27 protein-coding genes are annotated in these 25,089 nt (G+C 67.1%); 8 read left to right on the top strand and 19 right to left on the bottom strand.

From position 1 onward, the window contains the following. Positions 1-144: 144 nt before the first annotated feature. The 4 genes from A9Z05_RS32140 to A9Z05_RS32125 form a co-directional block, all read right to left on the bottom strand. Positions 145-372, bottom strand: a complete 228-nt coding sequence (locus tag A9Z05_RS32140; protein WP_012339294.1) for a hypothetical protein — start codon at positions 370-372, stop codon at positions 145-147. Between the two features lie 187 nt (positions 373-559). Next, the gene (locus A9Z05_RS32135; protein WP_069621585.1) at positions 560-943 is read right to left on the bottom strand and encodes a DUF6232 family protein; all 384 of its coding nucleotides are present in this window, start codon (positions 941-943) and stop codon (positions 560-562) included. Between the two features lie 124 nt (positions 944-1,067). Continuing rightward, positions 1,068-1,328 carry a DUF2866 domain-containing protein gene (locus A9Z05_RS32130; protein WP_011548992.1) on the bottom strand — a complete coding sequence of 87 codons (261 nt, stop codon included), beginning with the start codon at positions 1,326-1,328 and terminating at the stop codon, positions 1,068-1,070. Positions 1,329-1,547: 219 nt separating this feature from the next. Further along, positions 1,548-2,708, bottom strand: a complete 1,161-nt coding sequence (locus tag A9Z05_RS32125; protein WP_069621584.1) for a porin — start codon at positions 2,706-2,708, stop codon at positions 1,548-1,550. Positions 2,709-3,302: 594 nt separating this feature from the next. On the opposite strand from A9Z05_RS32125, the gene A9Z05_RS32120 reads away from it, so the two are divergent. Beyond that, positions 3,303-4,109, top strand: coding sequence for a MetQ/NlpA family ABC transporter substrate-binding protein (locus tag A9Z05_RS32120; RefSeq protein ID WP_069621583.1), 807 nt, complete (start codon positions 3,303-3,305; stop codon positions 4,107-4,109). A gap of 116 nt (positions 4,110-4,225) precedes the next feature. Here A9Z05_RS32120 and A9Z05_RS32115 read toward each other — a convergent pair whose 3' ends face one another. The 4 genes from A9Z05_RS32115 to A9Z05_RS32100 form a co-directional block, all read right to left on the bottom strand. Beyond that, a complete protein-coding gene (locus tag A9Z05_RS32115) occupies positions 4,226-5,341 on the bottom strand; it encodes a succinylglutamate desuccinylase/aspartoacylase family protein (RefSeq protein WP_069621582.1) in 1,116 nt (371 codons plus the stop codon). A 225-nt stretch (positions 5,342-5,566) separates the two neighbouring features. Beyond that, positions 5,567-6,349 carry an ABC transporter substrate-binding protein gene (locus A9Z05_RS32110; RefSeq protein WP_059581949.1) on the bottom strand — a complete coding sequence of 261 codons (783 nt, stop codon included), beginning with the start codon at positions 6,347-6,349 and terminating at the stop codon, positions 5,567-5,569. Positions 6,350-6,575: 226 nt separating this feature from the next. Next, a complete protein-coding gene (locus tag A9Z05_RS32105; protein WP_069621581.1) occupies positions 6,576-7,496 on the bottom strand; it encodes a LysR substrate-binding domain-containing protein in 921 nt (306 codons plus the stop codon). A 60-nt stretch (positions 7,497-7,556) separates the two neighbouring features. Beyond that, positions 7,557-8,504, bottom strand: coding sequence for a GlxA family transcriptional regulator (locus A9Z05_RS32100; RefSeq protein ID WP_069621580.1), 948 nt, complete (start codon positions 8,502-8,504; stop codon positions 7,557-7,559). 107 nt (positions 8,505-8,611) lie between these two features. Here A9Z05_RS32100 and A9Z05_RS32095 point away from each other — a divergent pair, with 107 nt between their 5' ends. Beyond that, a complete protein-coding gene (locus A9Z05_RS32095) occupies positions 8,612-8,920 on the top strand; it encodes a DUF3817 domain-containing protein (RefSeq protein ID WP_069621579.1) in 309 nt (102 codons plus the stop codon). Then, positions 8,917-9,318 carry a CopD family protein gene (locus A9Z05_RS32090; RefSeq protein ID WP_069621578.1) on the top strand — a complete coding sequence of 134 codons (402 nt, stop codon included), beginning with the start codon at positions 8,917-8,919 and terminating at the stop codon, positions 9,316-9,318. The genes A9Z05_RS32095 and A9Z05_RS32090 overlap by 4 nt, the downstream gene beginning before the upstream one ends. A 10-nt stretch (positions 9,319-9,328) precedes the next feature. Here the strand turns inward: A9Z05_RS32090 and A9Z05_RS32085 are convergent, their stop codons facing one another. The 3 genes from A9Z05_RS32085 to A9Z05_RS32075 all read right to left on the bottom strand — a co-directional run bounded on the left by A9Z05_RS32085 (position 9,329) and on the right by A9Z05_RS32075 (position 12,668). Beyond that, positions 9,329-9,922, bottom strand: coding sequence for a hypothetical protein (locus tag A9Z05_RS32085; RefSeq protein ID WP_069621577.1), 594 nt, complete (start codon positions 9,920-9,922; stop codon positions 9,329-9,331). 214 nt (positions 9,923-10,136) lie between these two features. After that, positions 10,137-11,525 (bottom strand): NCS2 family permease, encoded by a 1,389-nt coding sequence (locus tag A9Z05_RS32080; RefSeq protein ID WP_069621576.1) that lies wholly within the window; start codon positions 11,523-11,525, stop codon positions 10,137-10,139. A 465-nt stretch (positions 11,526-11,990) separates the two neighbouring features. Continuing rightward, positions 11,991-12,668: a TetR family transcriptional regulator gene (locus tag A9Z05_RS32075; protein WP_069621575.1), complete on the bottom strand. Its 678-nt coding sequence runs from the start codon at positions 12,666-12,668 to the stop codon at positions 11,991-11,993. A 48-nt stretch (positions 12,669-12,716) separates the two neighbouring features. Here A9Z05_RS32075 and A9Z05_RS32070 point away from each other — a divergent pair, with 48 nt between their 5' ends. Next, positions 12,717-13,382: an O-methyltransferase gene (locus A9Z05_RS32070; protein ID WP_069621574.1), complete on the top strand. Its 666-nt coding sequence runs from the start codon at positions 12,717-12,719 to the stop codon at positions 13,380-13,382. A 122-nt stretch (positions 13,383-13,504) separates the two neighbouring features. On the opposite strand, the gene A9Z05_RS32065 is transcribed toward A9Z05_RS32070, so the two are convergent. From A9Z05_RS32065 to A9Z05_RS32035, 7 genes are all read right to left on the bottom strand, one after another. After that, positions 13,505-14,023, bottom strand: a complete 519-nt coding sequence (locus A9Z05_RS32065; RefSeq protein ID WP_069621573.1) for a DUF3455 domain-containing protein — start codon at positions 14,021-14,023, stop codon at positions 13,505-13,507. 138 nt (positions 14,024-14,161) lie between these two features. Continuing rightward, complete coding sequence (locus A9Z05_RS32060; protein ID WP_069621572.1) at positions 14,162-15,124, bottom strand: cyclase family protein; 963 nt, start codon at positions 15,122-15,124, stop codon at positions 14,162-14,164. Between the two features lie 19 nt (positions 15,125-15,143). Further along, complete coding sequence (locus tag A9Z05_RS32055) at positions 15,144-16,259, bottom strand: alkene reductase (RefSeq protein WP_069621571.1); 1,116 nt, start codon at positions 16,257-16,259, stop codon at positions 15,144-15,146. Positions 16,260-16,322: 63 nt separating this feature from the next. Further along, the gene (gene dkgB / locus A9Z05_RS32050) at positions 16,323-17,129 is read right to left on the bottom strand and encodes a 2,5-didehydrogluconate reductase DkgB (RefSeq protein ID WP_069621742.1); all 807 of its coding nucleotides are present in this window, start codon (positions 17,127-17,129) and stop codon (positions 16,323-16,325) included. Positions 17,130-17,277: 148 nt separating this feature from the next. Then, on the bottom strand, positions 17,278-18,228 hold the full coding sequence (locus A9Z05_RS32045) for an LLM class oxidoreductase (protein WP_069621570.1): 951 nt from the start codon (positions 18,226-18,228) through the stop codon (positions 17,278-17,280). A 13-nt stretch (positions 18,229-18,241) separates the two neighbouring features. Beyond that, the gene (locus A9Z05_RS32040) at positions 18,242-18,565 is read right to left on the bottom strand and encodes an adenylate cyclase (RefSeq protein WP_069621569.1); all 324 of its coding nucleotides are present in this window, start codon (positions 18,563-18,565) and stop codon (positions 18,242-18,244) included. A gap of 28 nt (positions 18,566-18,593) precedes the next feature. Continuing rightward, the gene (locus A9Z05_RS32035) at positions 18,594-19,796 is read right to left on the bottom strand and encodes an MFS transporter (protein ID WP_069621568.1); all 1,203 of its coding nucleotides are present in this window, start codon (positions 19,794-19,796) and stop codon (positions 18,594-18,596) included. Positions 19,797-19,897: 101 nt separating this feature from the next. Here A9Z05_RS32035 and A9Z05_RS32030 point away from each other — a divergent pair, with 101 nt between their 5' ends. Beyond that, positions 19,898-20,839 (top strand): LysR family transcriptional regulator, encoded by a 942-nt coding sequence (locus A9Z05_RS32030; RefSeq protein ID WP_069621567.1) that lies wholly within the window; start codon positions 19,898-19,900, stop codon positions 20,837-20,839. A 61-nt stretch (positions 20,840-20,900) separates the two neighbouring features. Here the strand turns inward: A9Z05_RS32030 and zwf are convergent, their stop codons facing one another. Then, positions 20,901-22,376 (bottom strand): glucose-6-phosphate dehydrogenase, encoded by a 1,476-nt coding sequence (zwf, locus tag A9Z05_RS32025; protein WP_069621566.1) that lies wholly within the window; start codon positions 22,374-22,376, stop codon positions 20,901-20,903. A 202-nt stretch (positions 22,377-22,578) separates the two neighbouring features. On the opposite strand from zwf, the gene A9Z05_RS32020 reads away from it, so the two are divergent. The 3 genes from A9Z05_RS32020 (at position 22,579) to A9Z05_RS32010 (ending at position 25,064) form a co-directional block, all read left to right on the top strand. Beyond that, positions 22,579-23,157: a TetR/AcrR family transcriptional regulator gene (locus A9Z05_RS32020; RefSeq protein WP_069621565.1), complete on the top strand. Its 579-nt coding sequence runs from the start codon at positions 22,579-22,581 to the stop codon at positions 23,155-23,157. 154 nt (positions 23,158-23,311) lie between these two features. Continuing rightward, the gene (locus tag A9Z05_RS32015) at positions 23,312-24,187 is read left to right on the top strand and encodes an SDR family NAD(P)-dependent oxidoreductase (protein WP_069621564.1); all 876 of its coding nucleotides are present in this window, start codon (positions 23,312-23,314) and stop codon (positions 24,185-24,187) included. 259 nt (positions 24,188-24,446) lie between these two features. Then, a complete protein-coding gene (locus A9Z05_RS32010; RefSeq protein ID WP_069621563.1) occupies positions 24,447-25,064 on the top strand; it encodes a glutathione S-transferase family protein in 618 nt (205 codons plus the stop codon). Positions 25,065-25,089: the final 25 nt, after the last annotated feature.

The raw sequence follows: 25,089 nt of genomic DNA, 5'->3' as shown, positions 1-25,089 counted from the left end.
AACGGCGATTTGAAAGGCAACTGACAACCTTGTCAGTGTAAATGAGAATTATTATCAATACAAGAACGCAAAGCGGCTCATGCGAGTGAGCACTTGCATGCACGGCTCGGGTGAGCCGCGGCGCAAATTTGAGAGAAACAGGCGCTAAGCCAGCGCTTCGATGCGAATCAGCAGGTTGCGCGCATGCGCGATGAACGCGTCGTGCGTGGCGCGATCGCTGTGGCTTTCGATGCCGGCCTGTTCGGCGAACGCGATCTGTTCGGTGTAGAGCTCGACGAGCGCGCGGCGTGTGTCAGGGGGAAGCGCGCGGATCATCGACACGATCAGCAATTCCTGCGCGCGGAGCATGCCGGACAGCGATTGAGCGTTCATGCTGGCCTCCTCGGACGATGCGGCGGCGAGCCGCTCTTTCCATACTAGGCGGTCGGCGTCCGCCGTGGAGGCGAGGTGCGCGTGTCGCGGCGCAGAGCACGCGATTCGACGGGAAGGCCGCGCGCACCGACGCTTGCCGCGGGCGTGCGGCAAGCGCGAATCGAAGCGTGCACGAATGCGAATGGAGTCAGCCGGCGGCGGTGGCGGACTGTGCGTCGCGCACGACCTGCGCGACGCGTTCGACGAACGCGGCGTCGACGCTCGACAGCGCTTCGCGCTTGCCGTCGGGCATCTCGACCATCAGCCGATACGTGACGTCCTGGGTGGCCCACGCGAGATAGCCGACGACGACGAGCATCACGCCGACCACCAGCGCGGCGCTCGATGCGCCGATGCCGCCCGCGACGGCGATGGCCGCGCCGATCAGCGAGATCAGCGACGGCACGAGACGGTTCTTTGGAATCTTGACGACATCGACCTGGCGGATGTCACGCAGTGCGAATACCTGCCCGGCGGCCGACAGGCCGTTGCGCGTGACCATGACGCCACGTTCGTTGAATGCGTTTTCCATCGTGTGTGACGTGGACGAAAACGCGCAGCGTAGCAGGTTTCGTTGCCGCGTCAAACGAGACCGACTGCCGCACGATGCGTGCGGCGCGGCCGGCGGACGGGAAGCGGGGGGAGCGTAAACGCGTTCAGAACTGCAGCCGGCCGTCGCCGTAAAGCCGGCCCGGCACGTGCGACGCGACGACCTCGGCGATCTCTTCGTCGGTCGATTCGGCCGGCACGATCTGGCGCCGCGCGGGTGCATCGAGATGCATCGTCCACTCGACGAGACGATACGGACGGCCCCAGGGGCGCTGCATTTCCACCGAGACGCGGCAGCTCTGGACCGGCAGCGAGTGTTGGCACGTCAGAATCGCGTGCAGATGGCTGAAAACGGTATCTTCGATCATCGTGGCCTCCGATCCTGTTTTGTGAGCAGTTGATGGCGGTGCCGTAGGGGTCTCAAAAAAAAAGCCGCCGATGCTCAGGCGGCCAACAGGGGGGGTGAGAGCATCGTCTCAGCCCAGAATTAAGCGAAACTTAAAAGCGCATAAAAAAGCGCCCCGCGTGGAGCGGGGCGCTGCGTGCCGTCCTGATCCGCGTGAGAAGCGGACAGTTAAGCGAATGCTTTAGAACTTGTGACGGATACCGACGCGAGCCGCCAGCTGGTTCGACGAACCGTTGCCCGACGTGTTGAAGTAGCTCGTGCTCGAACCGATCTGCGCCTGCACGTTGTTGCCCGATGCCTTCTGGTAGATGACGAGGCCGTACACGTCCGTACGCTTGCTCAGTGCGTAGTCGAGGCCCACGTTGCCCTGGTTCCAGTGCGCCGAGCTGCCGCTTTGCGTCGCGTTCGTGTACGTGTAGCCCGCTGCCGCCGACAGCGCCGGCGTGAACGCATACTTCACGCCTGCTTCGTATGCGTTGTAGAACGTGCCCGACGCGCCGGCCGCGATCGGGGTGAACTGCGTGCGCGTCCACAGCAGCCATGCCGTTGCCGGGCCGAAGACATAGCGGCCGCCGACGCCATATGTGCGCAGGTCGCGGATGTTCGTCAGCGCGAGGTTCGCGATCGACGTCGAGAAGGCCGGCGTCGACTGGCTCGGGAAGCGGATGTCCGTGTATGCGGCGCCGAGGGCGAACGGGCCGTTCGCGTAGTTCAGGCCGAAGCTGTATGCACGCGACGAACCGGGCGTCGTCGTGGTGCCCGTCGTCGTCGACGGTGCGCCGGCGAAGTCGGTCGAGTTCGAGAAGCCGTACAACGCGCCGAACGTGAAGCCGGCGTAGTTCGCGCTCTGGAACTTCACCGCGTTGTTGATGCGGCTCGACGTCAGCTGGTCGATGTCGTTCACGTGGTAAGCATAGTTACCCGCGACCGTGTTGCCGCCGGTCGAGTAGTTCGAGCCGAGGATGTCGGTCGAGAACGAGTACTGGCGGCCGAACGTGACCGTGCCGTATTGCGCCTGGCTCAGGCCGACGTAAGCCTGGCGACCGAAGATCGCGCCGCCTTGGCCGATCGTGCCGTTGCCGCTGTTGAAGCCGTTTTCGAGCACGAAGATCGCCTTCAGGCCGCCACCGAGGTCTTCGGTGCCGCGCAGGCCCCAACGGCTGCCCTGGGCCACGCCGTCGTCGTACTTGAACAGCTTGCTGCTGCCGCCGTTGGCGGTCTTGCTGTGGTTCACGTAGCTGATACCGGCATCGATGACGCCGTACAGGGTCACGCTGCTTTGTGCGTGCGCCGTGCCGGCCGTTGCTGCCAGGGCGGCGATGGTCAACAGTTTCTTGTTCAAAGGATTCTCCGAGCGAATAAATGGCGTGTCCAGTTGCGGTTCCGGCGCTCTCTATGGAGCGCTTTCACGGACCGGCGCAACTTTATCGGCGGGCCACGTAATGAATATGACAGCGACTGTCATATGACGAATGTGTGGTGCCGATGCGACATTAGGGCCTGCTTGCATAGGGAACGTGCATGCGTTGCCACGAGAACGGCCACTCGCGAGGCGCGCGACGCCGCGAATACTCGCGTATTCGCAAGGAGCGCAACGTGGCGAGCGGCCGTTCTCGTGGCAACCCCAAACTAAAAATTCGATCCACGGGAATGCCTGAAATCGCCCGCATGGCGGCGTCGTTCGTCGCTTGTTTGGCGCGGCCAAACGGCGCTCCTCACTCCTTGCCCTGCGAGCGATTTCAGGCATTCGCATGCACGTTCCCTATGCAAGCAGGCCCTAAATTCTGCCCGGTTGCACCGTCGGCGGTTATACCGAATTCGCGTGTCGTTTGATTCCGAACCGGAATATGCACATGAAATAAGCTTGGTTTGCGGCGTCCGCGCCGCGTGCCACGATCCGTCCTCCAACAAACGACACGGGACAAGAGGACACCCCATGCGACGTTCGATTCTGACCGGCCTCGGCGCACTCGCCGCCGCGCTGGCATTCGCCGCGCCCGGCGCGCACGCCGACTCCCAAACGCTGAAGATCGGCACGATGAGCGGCCCCGACGCGCAGATCTGGACCGAGGTGACGAAGGTCGCCGCGCGCGAAGGCCTCGCGATCAAGGTCATCGAATTCAACGACTACGTGCAGCCGAACGCGGCGCTCGATTCCGGCGATCTCGATGCGAATGGCTTCCAGCACCAGCCGTTCCTCGACAGCCAGATCAAGCAGCGCGGCTACAAGATCGTCAACGTCGGGCTCACCTACACCGCGCCGATGGGCTTCTATTCGAAGAAGCTCAAGTCGCTGAAGGATTTGCCGGTCGGCGCGAAGGTCGGGATCCAGAACGATCCGTCGAACGGCAACCGCGCGCTCCTGCTGCTGCAGAAATACGGCGTGATCAAGCTGAAGCCGGGTGTCGGCGCGAACGGCGTGAACGCGACGCCGCTCGACATCGCCGAGAACCCGAAGAAGATCAAGATCGTCGAGCTTGATTCCGCGCAGTTGCCGCGCGCGCTGCCCGATCTCGACGCTGCGTCGATCAACACCGACTACGCGGTCAAGGCCGGGCTCACGCCGGTGAAGGATGCGATCGCGATCGAGGATCTGCGCGGGCCGTACGCGAACCTGATCGCGGTGCGCGCGCAGGACAAGGACAAGCCGTGGGTGAAGAAGCTCGTCGCGGCCTATGAATCGGACGACGTGCGCAAGTTCATCAACCAGAAGTTCGGCGGCGCGATCGTGCCGGCGTTCTGAACTTCCTTCGCGCGCAGCGGCCGGCGGCGCGGTATCGGCTGCCGACGCACGCTCCGGAAAGCAAATCGCCCGCGCAAGCGGGCGATTTCGTTTGATGCGGCCGATGGCGCGCAGGCTCAGGCCGACAGCAGCGAGCCGGTACGGATCGCGGTCGCGCCGGCGATGCGCGCGACTTCCATGCCGGCCGTCGCGAAGCGCACGATCTGGCGCGCGTACAGCACGCCCGACACGCTGCTCTTCAGCGTGACGACGCGATCGGTCAGCGGATCGACGATGTCGGCCACGGCCTGGCCGGCCTCGATCATCACGCCGACCGGCGTGCGGAACACGATTACACCCGACACGGGCGCGACGAGCGGATCGGTGCCCGCGAGCGGCGTGGCCGGATGCGCGAGCGGCGGCAGCGGCGCCGGCGTGCCTTCGACGATGCCGCGCTCGATCAGGTATTCGACGATCGCCTGCGCGTCCTTTTCCGCGAACTCGTACGACACGTCGCGTTCGCTGCGCAGTTCCACCGTGACGGAAATCGCGCCGTTCGGGATCGGGAAGCGGTCGCCGAAGCGGTTGCGCAGATCCGACCAGCAGAAGCTGTGGATTTCGTCGAACGGGTTGCCGACCGAATTCAGCGCGAGCAGCGACGCCTTGGCATCGAGATAGCGCGCCAGCGGCTCGACGTCCGGCCACAGATCGGGATTCGTGTAGAGGTGCATCACCGCATCGCTGTCGCAGTGCAGGTCGAGCACGATATCGGCGTCGAACGACAGCTTCTGCAGCGCAAGACGCTGCGAGTCGAGTTCGGTGCGCGGCTTCTGTTCGTCGAGCGCTTCGCGCATCGCGGTGCGTACGACGGCGAGATTGCGCTGCGCGTCGTTCGTGAGGCGGTCTTCGACACGCGGCAGCACGAGCGCGGCGAGATCGTAGAAATTGCGGTTGAAGTTCTGCATCGAGCCGAGCTCGAAGCGGCCGAGGTGATCGCCGAACACGTGTTGCGACAGGCCGATCGGATTGGGCACGGGCACGATGACGACTTCGCCTTGCAGCTTGCCGGCCGTCTCGAGCGCGGCGATCTTGCGGCGCAGCAGCGTGGCGACCAGCATGCCGGGCAGCTCGTCCGCGTGCAGCGACGACTGGATGTAGACCTTCTTGCCGCCGCGCGGGCCGTAGTGGAAGCTGGTGATCTGGCGTTCGGTGCCGACGGCGGGGGAAATCAGCGGATGGGTCTGCGTTTGCATGATGGGGGGAGTGCGGCGCAGCCGCGAATGATCCGTGTGCGTGGAAGATCGATTGTACGTTGCCTTCCTCGCCGCCATCAAACCGGTGCCGGAGCGTTCGGTTTTACGTTGAGAATCATCGGGTTGGCGCGGAAAAAATAACGTCGTCCGCGCCGCGTGCAAAAAAAACGGGCTCCTCGCGGAGCCCGTTCCCGTCGCGCCGGAATAGCGCGTCGTTCAGCCGGATTACTTGCCGTAGACGTCGAAATCGAAGTACTTCTTCGCGATCTTGTCGTACGTGCCGTCCTTGCGCATGCCGGCGATCGCGCCGTCGATCTTCGCCTTCAGGTCGGTGTCTTCCTTGCGCAGGCCGATACCGGCGCCGTTGCCGAGCGTCTTCGGATCGTCGAGGTCCTTGCCGGCGAAGTCGAAGTTCGCGCCGCGCGGCGTCTTCAGGAAGCCGATCTCGGCTTGCACCGCGTCCTGCAGCGCGCCGTCCAGACGGCCGGAGATCAGGTCGGCGTAGACCTGGTCCTGGTTCTGGTAAGGCACGACGTTCACGCCCTTCGACGCCCAGTACGTCTTCGCGTAGGTTTCCTGGATCGTGCCCTGCTCGACGCCGACCGACTTGCCCTTCAGCGATTCGGCCGTCGGCTGCAGGTTCGCGCCCTTCTTCGTGACGAGGCGCGTCGGCGTGTTGAACAGCTTCGACGAGAACGCGATCTGCTCGGCACGCGCCGGCGTCATCGACATCGACGACAGCACGCCGTCGAACTTGCGGGCCTTCAGCGCCGGGATCATCCCGTCGAAGTCGTTTTCGATCCACACGCACTTTGCGTTGATGCGGCGGCAGATCTCGTTGCCGAGATCCACGTCGAAGCCGACGACCTTGCCGTCGGCGCCTTTCGATTCGAAAGGCGGGTAGCTTGCGTCGACGCCGAACCGCACGGTCGACCAGTCCTTCGCGTATGCGCTGCCGGCCGATACGGCGAGCAGGGCCACGGTCACAGCCGCAAGAATCTTTTTCACTCGGTGACTCCTCGTTTTGTTCGATGGGTGCGCGGTTGTGCCGCGCCGTAAGCCTTCGGCCCGCCGCGGCTTCGCGTCGGACAGTCCGTTTCGCCCGCCCGATGGGGGCGCGCGACGTGCGGAAGATTATCAAGACAAAATACCGGCGGGGCGCCTAGGACAAGCCCCGATACCGGGCCCGGCGGCGGCGCGTCGGACGCACCACCGTTTCACACACAGGAACGATTCAGCCGAGCGTTTCGTTGACCGCGCGCTGCAGGCACGTGGCGAAGTGCGACACGGCGGGCGTGGGCAGCAGGTCGCGCCGCGCGATGATCGACAGGTCGAAGCGCGGCATGCTTTCGTCGAGTTCGGCCGTGCGGATGCCGAGCGGCGCGACCATCGCGGCGAGCGGGCGCGTGAAGCAGCCGATCACGTCCGAGCGCGCGACGAGCCCCAGCGTCACCGCGAACGACATCGGGGAGCGCAGCAAACGTTTCGGCAGCGGCAGCCCGTGCGCCTCGAACATCCCGACCATCACGCTGTGCGGAAACTGCTCGGCGCCGACGGTGACGATCCATTCGGCGTCGAGTAGTTCCTCTAACCGGCGCGCCTGCGCGAGCGGATGACCGTCGCGCATCACGATCGTGAATTCGGTCGACAGCAGCGGCAATTGCGTGAAATCGCGGTCGAGCGCGGGCACATGGTGCATCGCAGCGATGTCGAGCGTGCCGTTGCGCAACTGCGCGAGCGCGTCCGGCACCGTCACTTCCTCCAGATGCAGGCTGACGTTCGGCATCGACCGGCGGAACGCCGTCACCGCGTGCGGCAACGCAGTCAGCGCGATCGACGGCATCGTGCCGACCGCGACGCGGCCCGACATCTCGCCTTTCACCTGCTCGACGGCCTCGACCGTGCGGCGGACGTCGCCGAGCAACTGCTCGGCGCGCGGCAGCAGCGCTTCGCCGCACGGGGTCAGCTCGACGCCGCGCACGCTGCGCACGAGCAGCTCCGCGTTGAGCGCCGTTTCGAGCTCGCGGATCGTGTGCGTGATCGCCGGCTGCGTGACGCCGAGCTCGCGCGCGGCGGCGCGCAGGCTCTTCAGGTGCGCGGCGGAGACGAACGCCTGGAGCTGCGCGATGTTCAGGGGGTTGCGGATGCGGGTCATCGGTCGGGTCCGGTTGGCGCGAAAGGGGGCGGCGGGTTCGGTTGGCGAGCCCGATGAAGGTCACGCATCGGCGCGTGCGCGGAACGCCTGCCGATAGCGCTGCGGCGACGTGCCGACGATGCGCGCGAAGCGCTCGCGAAACGCGGTGACCGAGCCGAACCCGGCTTCCGTCGCCACATGTTCGATCGACAGCTCGGTCACCTCCAGCAACTGCTGCGCATGCCTGACGCGCGCGGTCTGCAGCCATTGCCCCGGCGACGTGCCCGTCTGCTCCTGGAAGCGCCGCGTCAGCGTGCGCACGCTCGTCGACGCCTTGCGCGCGATCGCGTCGAGCGTCAGCGGCTGGCGCAGGTTCGCGTGCAGCCAGTCCATCAGGTCGTGCAGCCCGTCGCCGCCCGCCGGCCATTCGGGCGCGATGAACTGCGCCTGCCCGCCTTCGCGCACGCGCGGCGCCACCGCGCTGCGGGCGGCGTCGACGGCGACCGCCGCGCCGTAGTCGGCCTGGATCATGTGCAGGCACAGATCGAGGCCCGCCGCCGCGCCGGCCGAGGTCAGGATCTGACCGTTGTCGACGAACAGCACGTTCGGGTCGACGTCGACGGTCGGATAGCGGCGCGCGAGTTCGGCGGCCGCGAGCCAGTGCGTCGTCGCGCGCAGGCCGTCGAGCAGCCCGGCTTCCGCGAGCACGAACGCGCCGCTGCAGATCGACGCGATCCGGCATCCGCGCGCGGCCGCCGCGCGCAGCGCGTCGAGCACGCGGCGCGACGTGGGCGCGAGCGGCACCGACGTGCCGGGGACCATGATCGTATCGGCGTCGGCCAGCGCATCGAGGCGAAACGGCGGGCGCAACTCGAACAGGTCGCCGCCGACGCGCGGCTGCTCGCTGCACACGCGTACGCGGTACGCCTGTGCGACATGAGGCGCCCGCACGCGCACGAACGTGTCGCAGGCGACGCCCAGATCGAACGGGACGACATCGGGCAACGCAAGAACGGCGACCGTGTGCATGGCGTGTGCGGGCCGTGGCCAGAATCCGTTGAAAGATGTCATTCTAGCCAATGGCTCGGACCGGTACCCCACGCGACAATCGCGGCGGACCATCTGGAGCCCTGCCGATGAAACAAGACGATCGCAATGCGTTGCGGAACCTGCAATACCTGTCGCTGCTGGAGGCCACCACGCTCGTCGTGCTGGTGTGCGTAGCCATGCCGCTCAAGCATCTGGCCGGCTATCCGGTGGCGGTATCGATCATGGGCCCGGTTCACGGCATCGCGTTCGCGATGTACGTGTGGGCGGTGGTCGGCACCGCGTCGAGCGGACTGTGGAGCAAGGGCGAGGTCGCGCGGCTCGTGCTGTCGGCCGTCGTGCCGTTCGCGGGGCTCGCGAGCGCCGGCTGGATCGCGCGCAGGCGGCACGCGCAATGATCTATCTGATGCTGAAGGCCGTGCATCTGGTTGCCGTCGTCACGTTCGTCGGCGGGTTGTTGTTGTCGTCCGTCGCAGTGCGTATTGCGAACCTCGCCGTGCATCGCGCGGTGCGGCGCTGGGATCGTACGGTGACGGCGCCCGCGCTCGCGATCGTCTGGATCGCCGGCATCGCGCTCGCGCTGAGCGGTCACTGGTTCGGCGCCGCGTGGCTGTCGGCGAAGCTTGCGCTCGTCGTCGCGCTGTCGATGCTGCACGGGATCCTGGCCGGCACGCTGCGGCGCATGGAGCGCGACGATCTCGTCGTCGTGCCGGCGCCGTGGCTCGGGCACGCGGCGGGCGCGGCGATCGTCGCGATGGCGCTCGTCGTCGGGCTGGCCGTGATCAAGCCGTTCTGACGCGGCGCGTTCAGGCGAGCGCCATCTCGATCGCCGCCAGCGTGCGACGCCGGATCCAGCCGCTGCCCAGCCGGATCGCGAGCCAGTACGGCGTGAACAGCCAGCGCGTGCGCGCGCTCGGGCAATGGACGAAGGTTTCGGTGCGCAGGATGTGCGCGCCCGACGCGAGCCCGACGACCTCGAACCGGAGCACCAGCTTCGCATCGCGCGGGTCGTCGTGCCGGACGAACGCGTCGGCATCGGCGACGGGGCGCACGTCGGGTGTCGGGCGCCAGAAACGTCCGATGAGGCCGAGCGACAGCGACGTGTCGTCGCGATGCAGCGGCGTGAACGTGTCGAAGCCGAAGCGCGCGCGTTCGGGGCGGCCCGGCGCGTGGCGCAGCGCGCCGGCGACGGCTGCCGGGAATTCGCGCACCGTCAGCAGCGTGTCGATGACGGGATCGGCGCGCATGTCGAGCGATGCGACGACATCGATGATGCATGCGGGCGGCGCGTCGATCGGCTGCGATTCGTGCACTTCGTGGAAGCCGAACGACGGAATGAACGGCGGCTTGCGCGCCGAGGCCCGGGTGATCGATTCGGAGACGATGCCAAGTGGGTTCATCGCGACTCCTGAAGGGGCAAAACGGCATCGTAGCACCGCGCGCGAATGGGTGTCGCGCCGTTTTCGCGCAGCGCATCGCGTTGCGCCGCACCGATAAAAAAAGCCTGGAAACTCGCGTTCCCGGGCTTGAGGCCATCAACGACGATGGTGGAGGAGACGGTGCCGTCCCGATGCGCGCCGCCCTTCTGCAGGCGACGTCGCGCATGTGTCGCGCTCAGATGGCCCAGCCGCCGACATAGAACGTGACGAGCACGGCCGCGATCAGCACGGTGCCGACGTTGAGCTTGCGGAATTCGCCGCTGGCGACGCGGCCGATCACGAGCGTCGAGAAGCCGAGCATGATGCCGGTCACGATGTTCGCGGTCAGCACGATGAACACCGCGCATACGAGGCCCGACATCGCGTCGACCATGTCGTCCATGTGCAGCTTGCTCACGCTGCCGAGCATCAACAGGCCGACGTACATCAGCGCGGGCGCGGTCGCATACGACGGCACGAGGCCCGCGAGCGGCGAGAAGAACATCACGACGAGGAACAGCAGGCCGACCACGGCGGCCGCGAGGCCCGTCTTCGCGCCGGCGGCCACGCCGACGCTCGACTCGATGTAGGCCGCCGCCGGCGCACCGCCGAGGAAGCCGGAGAAGATCGAGCTGATCGAATCGGCGGTCAGCGCGCGGCCGCCGTTGATGATGCGGCCGTTCTCGTCGAGCTGGCCGGCTTGGCCGGCGACCGCGCGGATCGTGCCGGTCGCGTCGAACACGGCGGTCATCACCAGCGCGAGCACGCTCGGCAGCACGGCCATCGACAGCGCGCCCTTGATGTCCATCGCGCCGATCAGCGATGCGTGGCCCGGTGCGCTCAGCGACGGCAGCGCGAAGATGCCGCGGTATTTCACGCCCGGATCGAAGATCAGGCCGAATACCGAGATCGCGATCACGACGAGCAGGATGCCGCCCGGCACGCGACGCTTTTCGAGGCCGAAGATCGCGGCGAGCCCGACGACCGACATGATGACCGGGAACGCGGTGATCTGACCGAGCGACACCGGCAGGCCGGCGCCCGGGTTCTTGATCACGAGGCCGACGTCGTTCGACGCGATCAGCAGCAGGAACAGGCCGATGCCGATCCCCGTGCCGTGCGCGACGCCCGCGGGCAGGTTGCGCAGGATCCACGAACGCACGCCGGTGATCGAAATGCCGGTGAACACGAGGCCCATCAGGAACACGGCGCCGAGCGCGACCGTCGGAGGCAGCCTCTTGCCGAGCACGAGCCCGAACGCGGTGAACGCGGTCAGCGAGATCGCGCAGCCGATCGCGATCGGCAGCTTCGCCCACAGGCCCATCAGCAGCGAGCCGAACGCGGTGGTGAGACACACCGCGACGAACACGGCGCTCGTGTCGAAGCCGGCCTTGCCGAACATGCCGGGCACGACGAACACGGAATAGACCATCGCGAGGAAGGTGGTCGCGCCGGCAATGATCTCGCGGCGCTGCGTGCTGCCGCGCGACGAAATGCCGAAGTATCGGTCGATGGCGCCGTTGGCGCCAAAGCCGGTTTCTTCCGCGCCGACGCCGACCGTCGGCTGCACCGGGGTATCACTCATGAGCTTGCTCCTTTATCAGCATGCTGAAACGGCTCGCGGCGAACCGTCGTCAGGGTGTCTCGTATCTGGTTGGATTGATCGGCAACGTCGTGGGGACGCATGACGCGCGGTGCGTGTCGTTACGGGCGAATCGAAACGATCGCGAGGGTGTCGCGTCGGACGACGCGTGGTGTGGTCGACCCCGTCACGTGTGTTTTGCCGTAGCGAAGGTTAGGCGAGCGGCCCATCACGTCCCATCGGGGGAAGAGCATGCAGCGCATGTCGCAGCGCTTATATCGGCGTGCAACGGGGCTCCGTCGCGCCGACACGCGTGTATACGCCTAGTTCGAATCCGTTAAGACGACTATTTGAATGCAGGGTCGGCGGGCGGGGGCGCAAGCGGGCGGTGCATTCGATATTACGAATGACTTTCAGCCTGGCCCGGCAGGCCGGCGCGCATGCGCGGCGTTCGTCCCGGCACGGCGCTCAATCGTGTGCGAGATGCGCGAGATACGCGCAGAACATGTCGGCCATCGCGTCCGAGTACGCGTCGATTTCCGCGGGCGTGCGCACGGTTTCGGAGAATGCCTTGCCGCCCGTCGTGAGCGTCGTCAGGATCAGCTCGCACGCGAGCGCATGGGTGGCGTCGGGCACGTCGGGCAGCGCTTCGCGGATGAACGCGTGGAACGCCCGGTTGCCCTCGGCCTTCACTTCCTGCGCCTCGGGCGCGTCGCGATAGAGCGGGGCGGCGTCGTCAAGGGCGATGCGCATCGGCGCCTCGTCGCATTCCGAGCGGATGAACGCATGAACGGCGGTGCGCAGCCGCTCGGGCGGCGTCTTTTTCGTGTCCTGCAGCATCCCGCACAGCATGTCGTGCGTCTGCCGCCACTCGTCGTGCTGGAGCCGGAACAGCACGGACGCCTTGTTCGGGAAGTACTGGTACAGCGAGCCGACGCTCACGCCGGCCCGCTCGGCAACGCGCGCCATCGTGAAGCGCTGCGCGCCTTCGGTCGCCAAAACCTGAATAGCCGCCTGCAGGACGTCCTCGACGAGACGGGTCGAGCGTGCCTGCCGAGGCTGCTTGCGCGTGGCGATCGGGGCGTTTCGGCGGTCGGTCATGAGCGGTTTGCCAATGCGAATAGTAAAACCTGAATAGTTCGTCATATTCTAGTCGGGTGCACTGACGCACTCAACCCGATACCGGAGATTCGCATGACCACCCTGATGCTCGACCCGCTGGCTTCGCTGCTGGCGCGCCTGTTCGACGAAGCCGACGCGTCGTCGCCCGCGACGAGCCCGGCCTTCGCGAACGTGTCGCGCGACGAGCAAGCGCGGCTGATGCGCAGCAAGACGGACTACGCCGATCTGTATGCGCGTCTGAAGGACTACCCGCTTCCCGTGTCGCGCGAGACGGGCACGCTGCTGTACATGCTCGCGCGCAGCGGCGGCGCGAAGGCAATCGTCGAATTCGGCACGTCGTTCGGTATTTCGACGCTGCATCTCGCGGCCGCGCTGCGCGACAACGGCGGCGGCCGGCTGATCACGAGCGAGTTCGAGCCGTCGAAGGTCGTGCGCGCGCAGGCCAACCTCGCGGCGGCCGGATTGGCCGATCTCGTCGAGATTCGCGAAGGCGATGCGCTGCGCACGCTGGCCGCCGATCTTCCGGAGTCGGTCGACCTGCTGCTGCTCGACGGGGCGAAGGCGCTGTATCCGGAGATTCTCGCGCTGGTCGAGCCGCGGCTCAGGGCGGGCGCGTTCGTCGTGGCCGACAACGCGGAATACAGCCCCGACTATCTTGCTTACGTGCGCGCGCCGGAACACGGCTATCTGTCGGTGCCGTTCGGCGGCGACGTCGAATTGTCGATGCGGCTACGCTGACGAGACGGAACGAGGGTGTCGACGATTTCACGCTTCCCCGTATCGAATATAGGATCACTGATTAAATGGAAGCGGGGCGAGAGGCGACGGGATGACGCCCGTCGCTTGCGACGCCGTGCGCGTCACTTCAGGAACACGTAGCGCGCGAAGTACGGGAAGCGGCCGACCGCATGCTCGGTCGTGCACGTCGCGGCCGGCGGCGTGCCGCCCGCCGTGTCGAGCCGTTGCACGAAGCGCACGCCGGCGAGCGTGCCGGTTGCGGCCGGCGTCGCCGCGAGCAGCAGTTGTGGAACGCTGGCCGCGCTTGCGCTCGGCGCTTCCGCGAGCTTCTTGCCGGTAATGCGGCTGCCGTCGAGCGCTTCCCACGACGGCCCCGTACCGTGTCGGACGACGAGCGTGCCACGGGCATCGAACAGCAGCGCTTCGGGGTGCTGGAATGTCCACGCGAGCCGGTGTTCGGTATCGTATTCGCACGTGTAGACCTGCAAGCCGCTCGCGGTGGTCGACAGCACCGGCGTGGCCGGCTCGGGCGGCGCGAGGCCGGCAGCGTCGTCGGCATGCGCGGGCGCGATGAATGCCGCGAGGGAAAGACCGGCCGCAAGGGGCAGCAGCATGTCGCGTGTCGGGGAGCGGCTTGGCATGGCGGGGCGTCCTTTCAGGTCGGGTGACGGTCGCGTGGAGTCGACCCTGTCAACACTAGACGCCGATTGCGTGGGCCGCAACCCGGAAATGACAATCGCGGCGATAGTCGCCGCGATTGCCGAAGGGCGAATGCGCGATCAGCGGATCGCGACCGGGTTGATGTTGACCTGCGTGGAGCCGACGTACAGCGGCTGGCCGAGCACGAACAGGAATTCCCACGCATGGTCGCGCACCAGCGCACGGCTGTCGATCAGTTCCAGGTTGTAGATGCCGCGTTTCGCGAGCATGTACTGGTTGACCGGGAATTCGTCCTGCGTGTGCGGATTCGGATAAACCTCCGATGCCCACGTGTCGCCGCCGAACGCGACGATCCCCTGGTCGGCCAGCCATTTCGCGGCTTCCATGCCGATGCCGGGCTCGATGTCGAGGAACTGCCTGTCGTCCTTGCCGATCAGCTCCAGCCAGCCGGTGTTGAACAGCACGACGTCGCCCTTGCGCAGCGTCAGCCCCTGCTTCTTCAGCACGGCCTGGATATCGGCGACCGTGAACTCGGTGCCGCCCGGCACGACCGGCTTGCCGTAGTGGGCGGTCATGTCGAGCACGACGCCGCGCGTGACGATCGGCGGCACCTTCTCGACGCCGAGCTTCTTCACGCCGTCGACCGTCACGAAATCGGCCGCGCGGTTGCCGTTGTAGTACACGTTGTCGATGCCGATGTGGCCGATGCCGTTCAACTGCGTGCCGACGCCGGTCCATGCGTTCACGAGTTCGTCGTTGAACGTGAACTTGTTGGGGCCGAGGCTCTTGCCGGCCTGCTGGCCGACCTGCACGTTGTACAGCCGGAAGCTGCGATGGCGGAACGCCGGCAGGTGCTTGTCCACCGGCACGGCCAGCGGATAAGTCTTGCCGGCCTTCACGAGGCCGACCGCCTGCTTGACGACGTCGGGCGTCAGCAGGTTGGCCGCACCGATTTCGTCATCGGCGCCATAGACGGACGGATACCAGCCGGCCGCCGCCGCGGACGGCGCGGCGTGGGCGGCTTGCGCGGCCGCGAACGGCAGGATCGCGGCGAGCGCGAGCCGGGCGAGCGTCGCTTTCATTCGAGACTCCTGTCGATCGTCATGCCGCGGCTTGCGCGAGCGTCGGATAGTCGGTCAGGCCGTGGGCGCCGCCGCCGAACAGCGTATTGCGATCGTGCGGCGCGAGCGCGGCGCCGGTGCGCAGCCGCTCGGGGAGATCGGGGTTCGCGACGAACGGGCGGCCGAATGCGACGAGGTCGGCCCAGCCGGCGGCGATCGCCTCGCGGGCGCGCTCGGCGGTGTATGCGCCGGCATAGATCAGCACGCCCGGGAACGCGGCGCGCAATTGCTGCTTGAAGGCGACCGGCATCAGCGGCGCATCGTCCCAGTCGGCTTCCGCGATGTGCAGGTAGCCGACGCCGAGTTCGCCGAGCAGCTTCGCGGCGGCGAGGTAGGTCGTTTCCGGATCGTCGTCGACGCAGCCGTTCAGCGTCGTCAGCGGCGCGAGGCGGATGCCCACGCGCGATGCATCGCCGGTCCCGTCGATCAGCGCCTGCGTGACTTCGCGCAGGAAGCGCAGCCGGTTCTCCAGCGAGCCGCCGTAGGCGTCGGTGCGCGTGTTCGCGTTCGAATCGATGAACTGGTTCACGAGGTAGCCGTTCGCGCCGTGCAGCTCGACGCCGTCGAAGCCGGCTTCGATCGCGTGGCGGGCGGCGGTGCGGTACTGGTCGACGATCTCGCGGATCTCGTCGATCGACAGCGCGCGCGGCTCGGACGCCTGCACGAAGCCCGGCGTGCTGCCGTCCTCGCCGGCGATGAACACGTTCACGCCCTTCGCCTGGAGCGGCGACGACGACACGGGTTGCGCGCCGCCGAGCAGGCTCGTGTGGCTCAGCCGGCCGACGTGCCACAGCTGCGCGAAGATGCGGCCGTGCGCGGCATGCACGGCGTCCGTCACCTTGCGCCATCCGGCGACCTGCGACGGCGTGTGAATGCCGGGCGTCCATGCGTAGCCCTTGCCGAGCGGCGCGATGTAGGTGCCTTCGCTGACGATCAGGCCCGCACTCGCGCGCTGCGCGTAATACGCGGCCATCAGTTCGTTGGCTTCGTCGCCGGGCTGGCTCGCGCGCGAGCGCGTCATCGGCGGCATCACGATGCGGTTCGGCAGCGTCAGCGCGCCGAGTCGCAGCGGTTGGAAAAGCGGGTCCTGGGTCATGGTGGTGTCCTCTTCAGTGCCCGCGGCCGGCTGGCCGCGGGCGGTCGATCAAGAAAGCGGCGCTCAGTCCCACTTCGGCGCGAGACCGGCCGGATCGACTTCGCGGCCGTTGCGTTCGAGCGCGGCGATCTGCGCCATGTCTTCGTCGGTCAGGCGCAGCGTCTGCGCGAGCAGGTTGCTCGCGAGGTTTTCGCGCTTGGTCGACGACGGAATCACCGAGTAGCCGAGTTGCAGCGCCCATGCGAGCGCGACTTGCGCCGGCGTCGCGTGATGACGCTGCGCGATCGCGCCGATCACCGGGTCGCCGAGCACCTTGCCGTACGCGAGCGTCATGTACGACGTCACGTGAATGCCTTCGGCGTTCAGGAATTCGACCAGCTTGCGGTTCTGCAGGTACGGGCTCAGTTCGATCTGGTTCGTCGCGATCGCGTCCTTGCCGACGGCCGCGATCGCTTCCTTCGTCAGTTCGATGTTGAAGTTCGAGATGCCGATCTGGCGCGTGAGGCCCTTCGCCTTCGCGTCCGCCAGCGCGGTCATGAACGCGTCGATCGACACGCCGTTGCCCGGCGCCGGCCAGTGGATCAGCGTCAGGTCGACGACGTCGGTGCGCAGCTTGCGCAGGCTTTCCTCGAGACTGGCCGCCAGTTTTTCCGGCGCGTAGTTGTCGACCCAGATCTTCGTCGTGAGGAACAGGTCTTCGCGGCGCACGCCCGACGCGGCGATCGCTTCGCCGACTTCGGCTTCGTTGCCGTAGATCTGCGCGGTGTCGATCGCGCGGTAGCCGACTTCGAGGCCGTTGCGGACCGAGTCGATGACGACCTGGCCTTGCAGGCGGAACGTACCGAGGCCGAATGCGGGAATCTTGCTCATCATGTGCTCCTGAAAGAGGGGGAACGATTGCGGTATGGACGTCATTCTGGCGCGTGAGACTGATGAGATAAACGCCTTCATAAGTCAAAAATATTTGATTTAAAGTCAAATATCAGTCGTGCCGCGGGCGTCCGCACCGTGGTCGCCCTTATGCGGCGCGCGTCTGCGGCGTCGTGTTCGGATGGAATGCGGGCAGCACGTCCGATGCGATTTCGGCCATCGTCTCGTCGAGCGGCCGCCGGTTGCGGCGGAAATGCAGGCCGATGTGCTGCACGCCCGCATCGCGCATCGCCGCGAGTTCTTCCGTCAGCGCGATGCGCCCCGCGCGGGCGCCGAAGCGGTGCCGCTGCAGCGGTTCGTGCGGATCTTCCGCGAGGTCGAGGTGGATGAAGCTCACGTACGGCTTGTCGCCGGCCACCGCGTGCCAGTTCGCGGCGCGCTGCAGGTGATCGGCCGGCGTGCCCGGATACGCGAGGCAGCCGTCCATGTGCTCGCCGATCCATGCGGGCGTTTGCTGCGCGAGACCCGCGACGAGCAGCGGCACCGGCGAACGGGCGGCGGGCAGCACTTCCAGGCCGGGTGGCAAGTGCCCGCGCGCGCCGTCGCGCAGCAGCGCGATCTGGTCGCGGAAGTTCGCGCCGCGCGTGGCGAAGTCGCGGCCGAACAGCGGATATTCGACCGGCCGGTCGCCGCTCGCGACGCCGAGCAGCAGGCGACCGCCGCTCAGTTCCTGGATCGTCGCGGCCGATTTCAGCGTCAGCAGCGGTTCGCGCAGCGGCAGCACGACGGCTGCGGTGCCGAGCAGGATGTCGTGCGTGATTCCGGCGAGGTAGCCGAGATACGAGAACGTTTCGAACACCTGCGCGGCATCGCCGAACGACGGGTCGTACACCGGCACGTCGCGCACCCAGAGCGCGCGAAAGCCGAGCGTGTCGGCCAGTTGCGCGAGCTCCGCGTGGATTTCGAGGCTGGGCACGCCGGCGTGGCGGCCGTCATGCCGGCGTTTCGCGTTGCCGGACGGCGTCCAGTCGTTGTCGAGCGGCAGTTCGATGCCGATGCTGAAGCCGCCGGAGACGAGCGTGTCGAGTGAAGTGGACATGGTCGGGCTCCGTTCAGACCGCGCGCAGGCTACCGTCGAGCCGGTAGAAATCGAGCGACGGCGCGGTGAAGAACGAGCGCGACGTGCCCGCGGCGAAATCGTCGATATGCACGACGGTGGCGCGATCGGCTTCCTGCCACGAGATCGCGTAGGTGTCGCCGGCGATCGGCTGCCACGTGTATTCGACTTCGCCCTGCGCGCCCGCGTACGGGCCTTCGGTGATCTCGTAGCGCATGTGGAGGCCGTCTTCGTCGTACGCGTTGAGCGCGGTGAGGCCGTCGTAACGGACTTCGAAAGTCTTGCCGGCGAACGGCGGACGTTGGGTCGATGCGTTCATGCTGGTGGCTCCTGCAAAAAGATGACGTTCAATGCGCGAGTTCGACGGGTTCGGCCGTGCGTTCCGGCAGGCCCTGACGGCCGTCGAGACGGCCGCTCAGCGCGGTGAGGGCAAACGCGCCGAGCGTGACGACGGCGGCGATCCACGGCGTGTGGCCGAGGCCGACGTTCGCGACGATCAGGCCGCCGAGCGACGACCCGCCGGCCACGCCGAGGTTGAAGGCGGCGATGTTGAAGCCCGACGCGACGTCGGTGGCGTCCGGCGCGAAGTGGCGCGCCTGCTTGACGACGTACACCTGCAGCCCCGGCACGTTGCCGAACGCCACGGCGCCCCACGCGAGCATCGTCAGCACCGCGAGCCATTTCACATGGATCGTGAAGGTCAGCGCGAGCAGAACGATCGCGAGCAGCAGGAAGATCCGCTTGAGCGCCTTCACGGGGCCGACGGCGTCCGCGAGCTTGCCGCCCCAGACGTTGCCGACCGCGACCGATACGCCGTAGCCGACGAGCACGAGGCTGACCTGCGACGGCGTGAAGCCGGCGATCTGTTCGAGCAGCGGCGCCATGTACGTGAACGCGATCAGCGAGCCGCCGTAGCCGACCGCCGTCATCGCATAGACGAGCAGCAGGCGCGGCTGGGCCAGCACGCGCAGTTGGCGGGCGAGCGGAGCGGGCGGCGTCTGCGGCAGCCCGCGCGGCACGAACGCGACCGCGCCGAGGAACGCGACGAGGCCGAACAGCGCGACGATCAGGAACGTCGCGCGCCAGCCGAAGTGCTGGCCGATGAAGGTGCCGAGCGGAATGCCCGCGACGAACGCGACGGTCATCCCGCTGAACATCGTCGCGATCGCGCTGGCGGCCTTGTCCTTCGGCACGAGCGTGGTCGCGATGATCGAGCCGACCGAGAAGAACACGCCGTGCGCGAGGCCGGTGAGTACGCGCGCGACGATCAGCGATTCGTAGCCCGGCGCCTGCCACGCGACGAGGTTGCCGACGGTGAAGAGCGCCATCAGCCCGGCGAGCAGCGCCTTGCGCGGCACGCGGCCGGTGAGCGCGGTGAGGAGCGGCGCGCCGATGGCCACGCTCAGCGCGTACAGGCTGACGAGCAGGCCGGCGGACGGCAGGCTGACGCCGAGGTCGGCGCCGATCGTCGGGATCAGCCCGACGATCACGAATTCGGTGGTGCCGATGGCAAAGGCGCTGATGGTCAGCGCAAGCAACGCGAGTGGCATGACAGGATCCGGGTTTCAGTAGGAATGGATCGCAGTGTGCCGGCTTTACTTTTGCGGAAAAACTGGTCTATAAACCAAATTGTTTTGATTTCAAATCAACAATGAAGATCACTCTCGATGAACTCCAGGCCTTTGCCGCCGTGGTCGACACCGGTTCGATCACCGCCGCCGCCCTGCAGCTCGACCTCACCGTGTCGGCGACGAGCCGCACGCTCGCGCGGCTCGAGGAAAAACTGAAGACCACGCTGCTGCGCCGGACCACGCGCCGGCTCGAACTGACGGAGGAAGGGCGCGCGTTCCTGCAGGATGCGCGCGCGATCATCGAATCGGTCGAGAACGCGGAAGAGCAGATGCTCGCGCGGCGCGAGATGCCGTCCGGGCGCCTGCGCGTCGACGCCGCGACGCCGTTCATGCTGCACGTGATCGTGCCGCTCGTGCGCGGCTACCGCGAACGCTTCCCGAAGGTCGAGCTGGAGCTGAACAGCAACGAGGGCATCATCGACCTGCTGGAGCGGCGCACCGACGTCGCGATCCGGATCGGCCGGCTGAAGGATTCGACGCTGCACAGCCGGCGCATCGGCAACAGCCGGGTGCGCATCCTGGCCAGCCCCGACTACATCGAAGCGCACGGGCAGCCGCGCAAGGTCGAGGATCTGCCGAAGCACACGCTGCTCGGCTTCACGCAGCCCGAATCGTTGAACGTATGGCCGATCCTCGGCACGGACGGCGAGCCCTGCCGCATCGAGCCCGACGTCTGGTCTTCGAGCGGCGAGACGCTGCGGCAACTCGCGCTGGCGGGCACGGGCGTCGTCTGCCTGTCGGATTTCGTGACCGCACAGGATCGCGAAGCGGGGCGGCTGGTGCAGGTGCTTGCGCGCCAGACGCTCGACGTCCGGCAGCCGATTCACGCGGTGTACTACCGCAATACCGCGATCTCGTCGCGGATCGCGTCGTTCGTCGATTACCTGATCGAGGTGCTGGGCGGCGGCAGCGGCGGCGATGCGCCGGCGCGGCGCAAGGCCGCGTGGATGGAGTCGCAGTAGCGACGCGGCGCTGCCCTGCGGGATCCGGCGTGCCGCGCGGCGGCACGCCGTCGTGCGGCGATTACGCCTCTTCGGCCCAGGACATCCCGTCGCGCGCGAGCAGCGCCGACGAAGCCGCGGGCCCGAACGTGCCGGCCGTGTACAGGCGCGGCCGGTCGCCGAGCTGCTTCCAGCCGTCGAGGATCGGCTCGACCCACGACCAGGCGGCTTCGAGTTCGTCGCGGCGCATGAAGTGCGTGAGGCGGCCGCGAATCACGTCGATCAGCAGCCGTTCGTACGCTTCCGCGCGCCGTTCCGGAATCGCCTGCTGCAGGTCGAGGTTCAGGCTCACCGGCACCATGTTCATCCCGCTGCCCGGTTCCTTCGCGAGCATCTGCAGCTGGATCGACTCTTCCGGCTGGAGCTGGATCACGAGACGGTTGCCGTAATTGCGCGGGCCGGTCGGGATGATCGAGAACGGCATGTCCGCGAACTCGATCACGATTTCCGACTGGCGGCGCTGCAGCCGCTTGCCGGTGCGCAGGAAGAACGGCACGTTCGCCCAGCGCCAGTTGTTGATGTGCGCGCGTAGCGCGACGAAGGTTTCCGCGCGGCTGTCCGCCGGCACGTTGTCTTCCTCGAGATAGCCCTTGACCGGCTGGCCGTCGACCGCGCCGGCCGTGTACTGGCCGCGTACCGTGTCGCGCGCGACGTCCGACAGCGACATCGGCCGCAGCGAGCGCAGCACCTTCAGCTTCTCGTCGCGCACCGCGTCCGGGTCGAGCGACACGGGCGGCTCCATCGCGACGATGCACAGCAGTTGCAGCAGGTGGTTCTGCACCATGTCGCGCAGCGCGCCGGTATGGTCGTAGAAGCCCGCGCGGCTGCCGACGCCGACCGTTTCCGCGACCGTGATCTGCACGCTGCGGATGTTCGGCGCCTGCCACAGCGGCCCGAAGATCGGGTTGCCGAAGCGCAGCACCATCAGGTTCTGCACGGTTTCCTTGCCGAGATAGTGGTCGATCCGGTAGATCTGCGATTCCTCGAAGTGCTTGCCGACCGCGTCGTTGATCGCCTTCGCGGACGCGAGATCGTGGCCCAGCGGCTTTTCGAGGACGACGCGCGAGTGCGCGTCGACGAGGTGCGCGGCCGACAGGTTGTCGCAGATCGTCGTGAACAGCTCCGGCGACGTCGACAGGTAGAACACGCGGATCGCGTCGCCACGCGCCGCTTCGGCGAGCCGCAGGTAGTCGTCCGGCGCGTTCACGTCGATCAGCACGTACTTGAACAGGTCGAGGAAGCGGCTCCACGCGTCGGCGTCGAACGCCTTCTCGTCGATGAACGGGCGCGACTGCTCGTCCATGAACTTGCGATAGCCGTCGATGCCCCAGTCGCGGCGGCCGACGGCGATGATGCGCGTCTCGGGCGGAAGATTGCAGTGCAGGTGCGCCATGTACAGCGCGGGCAACAGCTTGCGGGCGGCCAGGTCGCCGCCGCCGCCGAAGATGATCATGTCGACGGGCCGGTCGGCCGCGGTTTGGGAAGGCTGATTCGTCATGGGAGGTTCGCGGTTTGAAACGGTGAACGTGAAACGAACGTCGAGGGCAATGAGGCGCCGGATGCGCGGGCGCCGGTACGGCAAAACGCAATAGTGCACCGTTTTGATGGTTTGCGTGCGCGTTCGTCCGGATGTAACAGGGCTTGCATTTCCGATGACGGTCCGATTATGATTGAGCACTCACTCATTAAAGGAGTCGAACGTGGCCCGACCGCGCAGTCCCGACAAGCACGAAGCCATCCTCGCCGCGGCCGCGCGCGCGCTCGCCGAGGACGGCGCGACCGCGACGACCGCGCGTATTGCAAGGCTGGCCGGCGTGGCGGAAGGCACGGTGTTCACGTATTTCGAGACCAAGGATGCGTTGTTGAACGCGCTGTACGTGAGCCTGAAGGCCGACATGCGCGAAGCGATGATGACCGGGTTTCCGGAACATGCGCCGGCCGAGCAGGCGGTGCGGCATGCGTGGAACGGCTATGTGTCGTGGGGCGTCGCGAATCCGGCCGGCCGGCGCGCGCTGCAGCAGCTCGGCGTGAGCGGGCGCATCGACGACGCGAATCGCGCGGCCGGCGCCGAGGGTTTCGGCGCGATTCGCGCGCTGCTGCGCGAACAGGTCGCCGCGTCGGGCGCGCTGAACCGCGACGAAGCCCATGCGTTCTGCTCGGCGGTGTTTACGTCGATCGCGGACATCGCGATGGAATCGATCGCACGCGATCCCGCGCGGGCCGATGCGTACCGGGAAGCCGGCTTCCGCGCGTTGTGGGCCGTGTTGCACACGGTATGAGTCAGGCATGGCCGTCGGGGCGGTGCGTGCCGCGACGACGGGCATGGCGTTTCAGGCAGGGCGATGCGGGTCGGGAAGGATCGATTCATCGTCCATATTAATGAGTGAGTAATCATTCATTTTAATTGTTTCACCACGATCAAGGAGTGGAAAAATGTCGAAAGTCTGGTTGGTAACAGGGGCCGCACGCGGCCTGGGACGCGCGATTTCGGAAGCCGTGCTGGCGGCGGGCGACCGACTGGTGGCCGGCGCACGCGATCCGGCGCAACTGGCCGATCTGGCCGAACGGTACGGCGACCGATTGCTGCCGGTCGCGCTCGACGTCACCGACGAAGCGGCGGCCGAGCAGGCTGTCTCGGCGGCATGCGCCGCGTTCGGCCGCATCGACGTGCTGGTGAACAACGCGGGCTACGGCCATACGGCGCCGTTCGAGCAGATGGGCGCCGACGTGTTCCGCGCCCAGATCGAAACGAACCTGTTCGGCGTGATCAATCTGACGCGCGCGGTGCTGCCGACGATGCGCGCACAACGCGCGGGGCGCATCTTCCAGGTGTCGTCGGTCGGCGGGCGGACGTCGACGCCCGGGTTGTCCGCGTATCAGGCCGCGAAGTGGGCGGTCGGCGGATTCAGCGACGTGCTCGCGAAGGAAGTCGCGCCGTTCGGCGTGCGCGTGTGCACGCTCGAACCGGGCGGGATGCGGACCGAATGGGCCGCGCGGGCCAAGCGCGGCATCGACGATCTGCTGCCCGACTATCAGCCGTCGGTCGGCAAGATCCTCGACCTGCTCGGTGCGTATGGCGGCCACGAGGTCGGCGATCCCGCGCGGATCGCGGCGCTGATCGTCGACCTGTCGCGCCGCGACGACGTGCCGCTGCGCCTGCTGCTCGGCGGCGATGCGCTGTTCGTCTGCGAGCAGGCGGAACGGCAGCGCGCGGAAGAGGCGGCGCGGTGGCGGGACGCCACGCTGTCCACGCAGTTTCCGGACGCGAAGCTGCCGGACGGGCTGCAGGCGCTCAAGGCGATCGAGTAAAGGCGGCCGTCGTCGCGGGCGGCGCGTCGACGGCGTCGCTCGCGCAAGCCGGGTCGCGTGCCGGCGCGATCGATTTCGCCGGCGGCCCGGCGCGCAAAAACGCCGCGTGGGTCCGCATCGCCCGCCGGCTCTCGCCCGACCATTCGCGAAACGAGAACGATCAATTCTCCTCAGCGGGGATTCTGTCGCAACCGCCGAGTTTCTAGACTTGCCTCAAGCGATGAGACCTGCTCGTCGCACCTTCCAAAGGGACACAGTCATGAAGCTCTACGTTCACCCGCTTTCCGGTCATTCGCACCGCGCACGCCTGCTCATCTCGCTGCTCGGCATCGAGCACGAACTGATTGAAGTCGACCTGGCCGCCGGCGCGCACAAGTCGCCTGAATTTCTGGCGCTGAACCGCTTCGGTCAGGTGCCGGTGCTGGTCGACGGGGACACCGTGATCGCCGATTCGAATGCCATCCTTGTGTATCTCGCCCGCACGTCGGGCAACAGCGACTTCCTCCCGCAATCGCCCGCGCAGGAAGCCGCCGTGCAGCGCTGGTTGTCCGTCGCGGCCGGCGAGATCGCCTTCGGCCCGGCCGCCGCGCGGCTCATCACGGTCTTCGGTGCGAAGTTCAACGCCGACGAAGTGATTGCCCGTGCGCATCGCATCCTCGCGCTCATCGACGCCGAACTCGCGGAGCGCGACTTCATCGTCGGGCCGAAGCCCACCATCGCCGACGTCGCGTTGTATGGCTACGTCGCGCGCGCCCCCGAAGGCAACGTGGACCTGTCGGGCTATTCGAACGTCGCGGCATGGCTGCGCCGCATCGAAGCGTTGCCGGGCTTCGTCGAGTTCGTGAAGACGCCGGTCGGGCTCGCGGCGGCTGCGTGAGCGACGCCGGGCGCGTCAAGGCGCG

Source organism: Burkholderia sp. A2 (assembly GCF_001729305.1).
In the GTDB taxonomy this organism is placed as follows: Bacteria; Pseudomonadota; Gammaproteobacteria; order Burkholderiales; family Burkholderiaceae; genus Burkholderia; species Burkholderia sola.
This window is presented reverse-complemented; position numbering and strand designations above follow the sequence as displayed.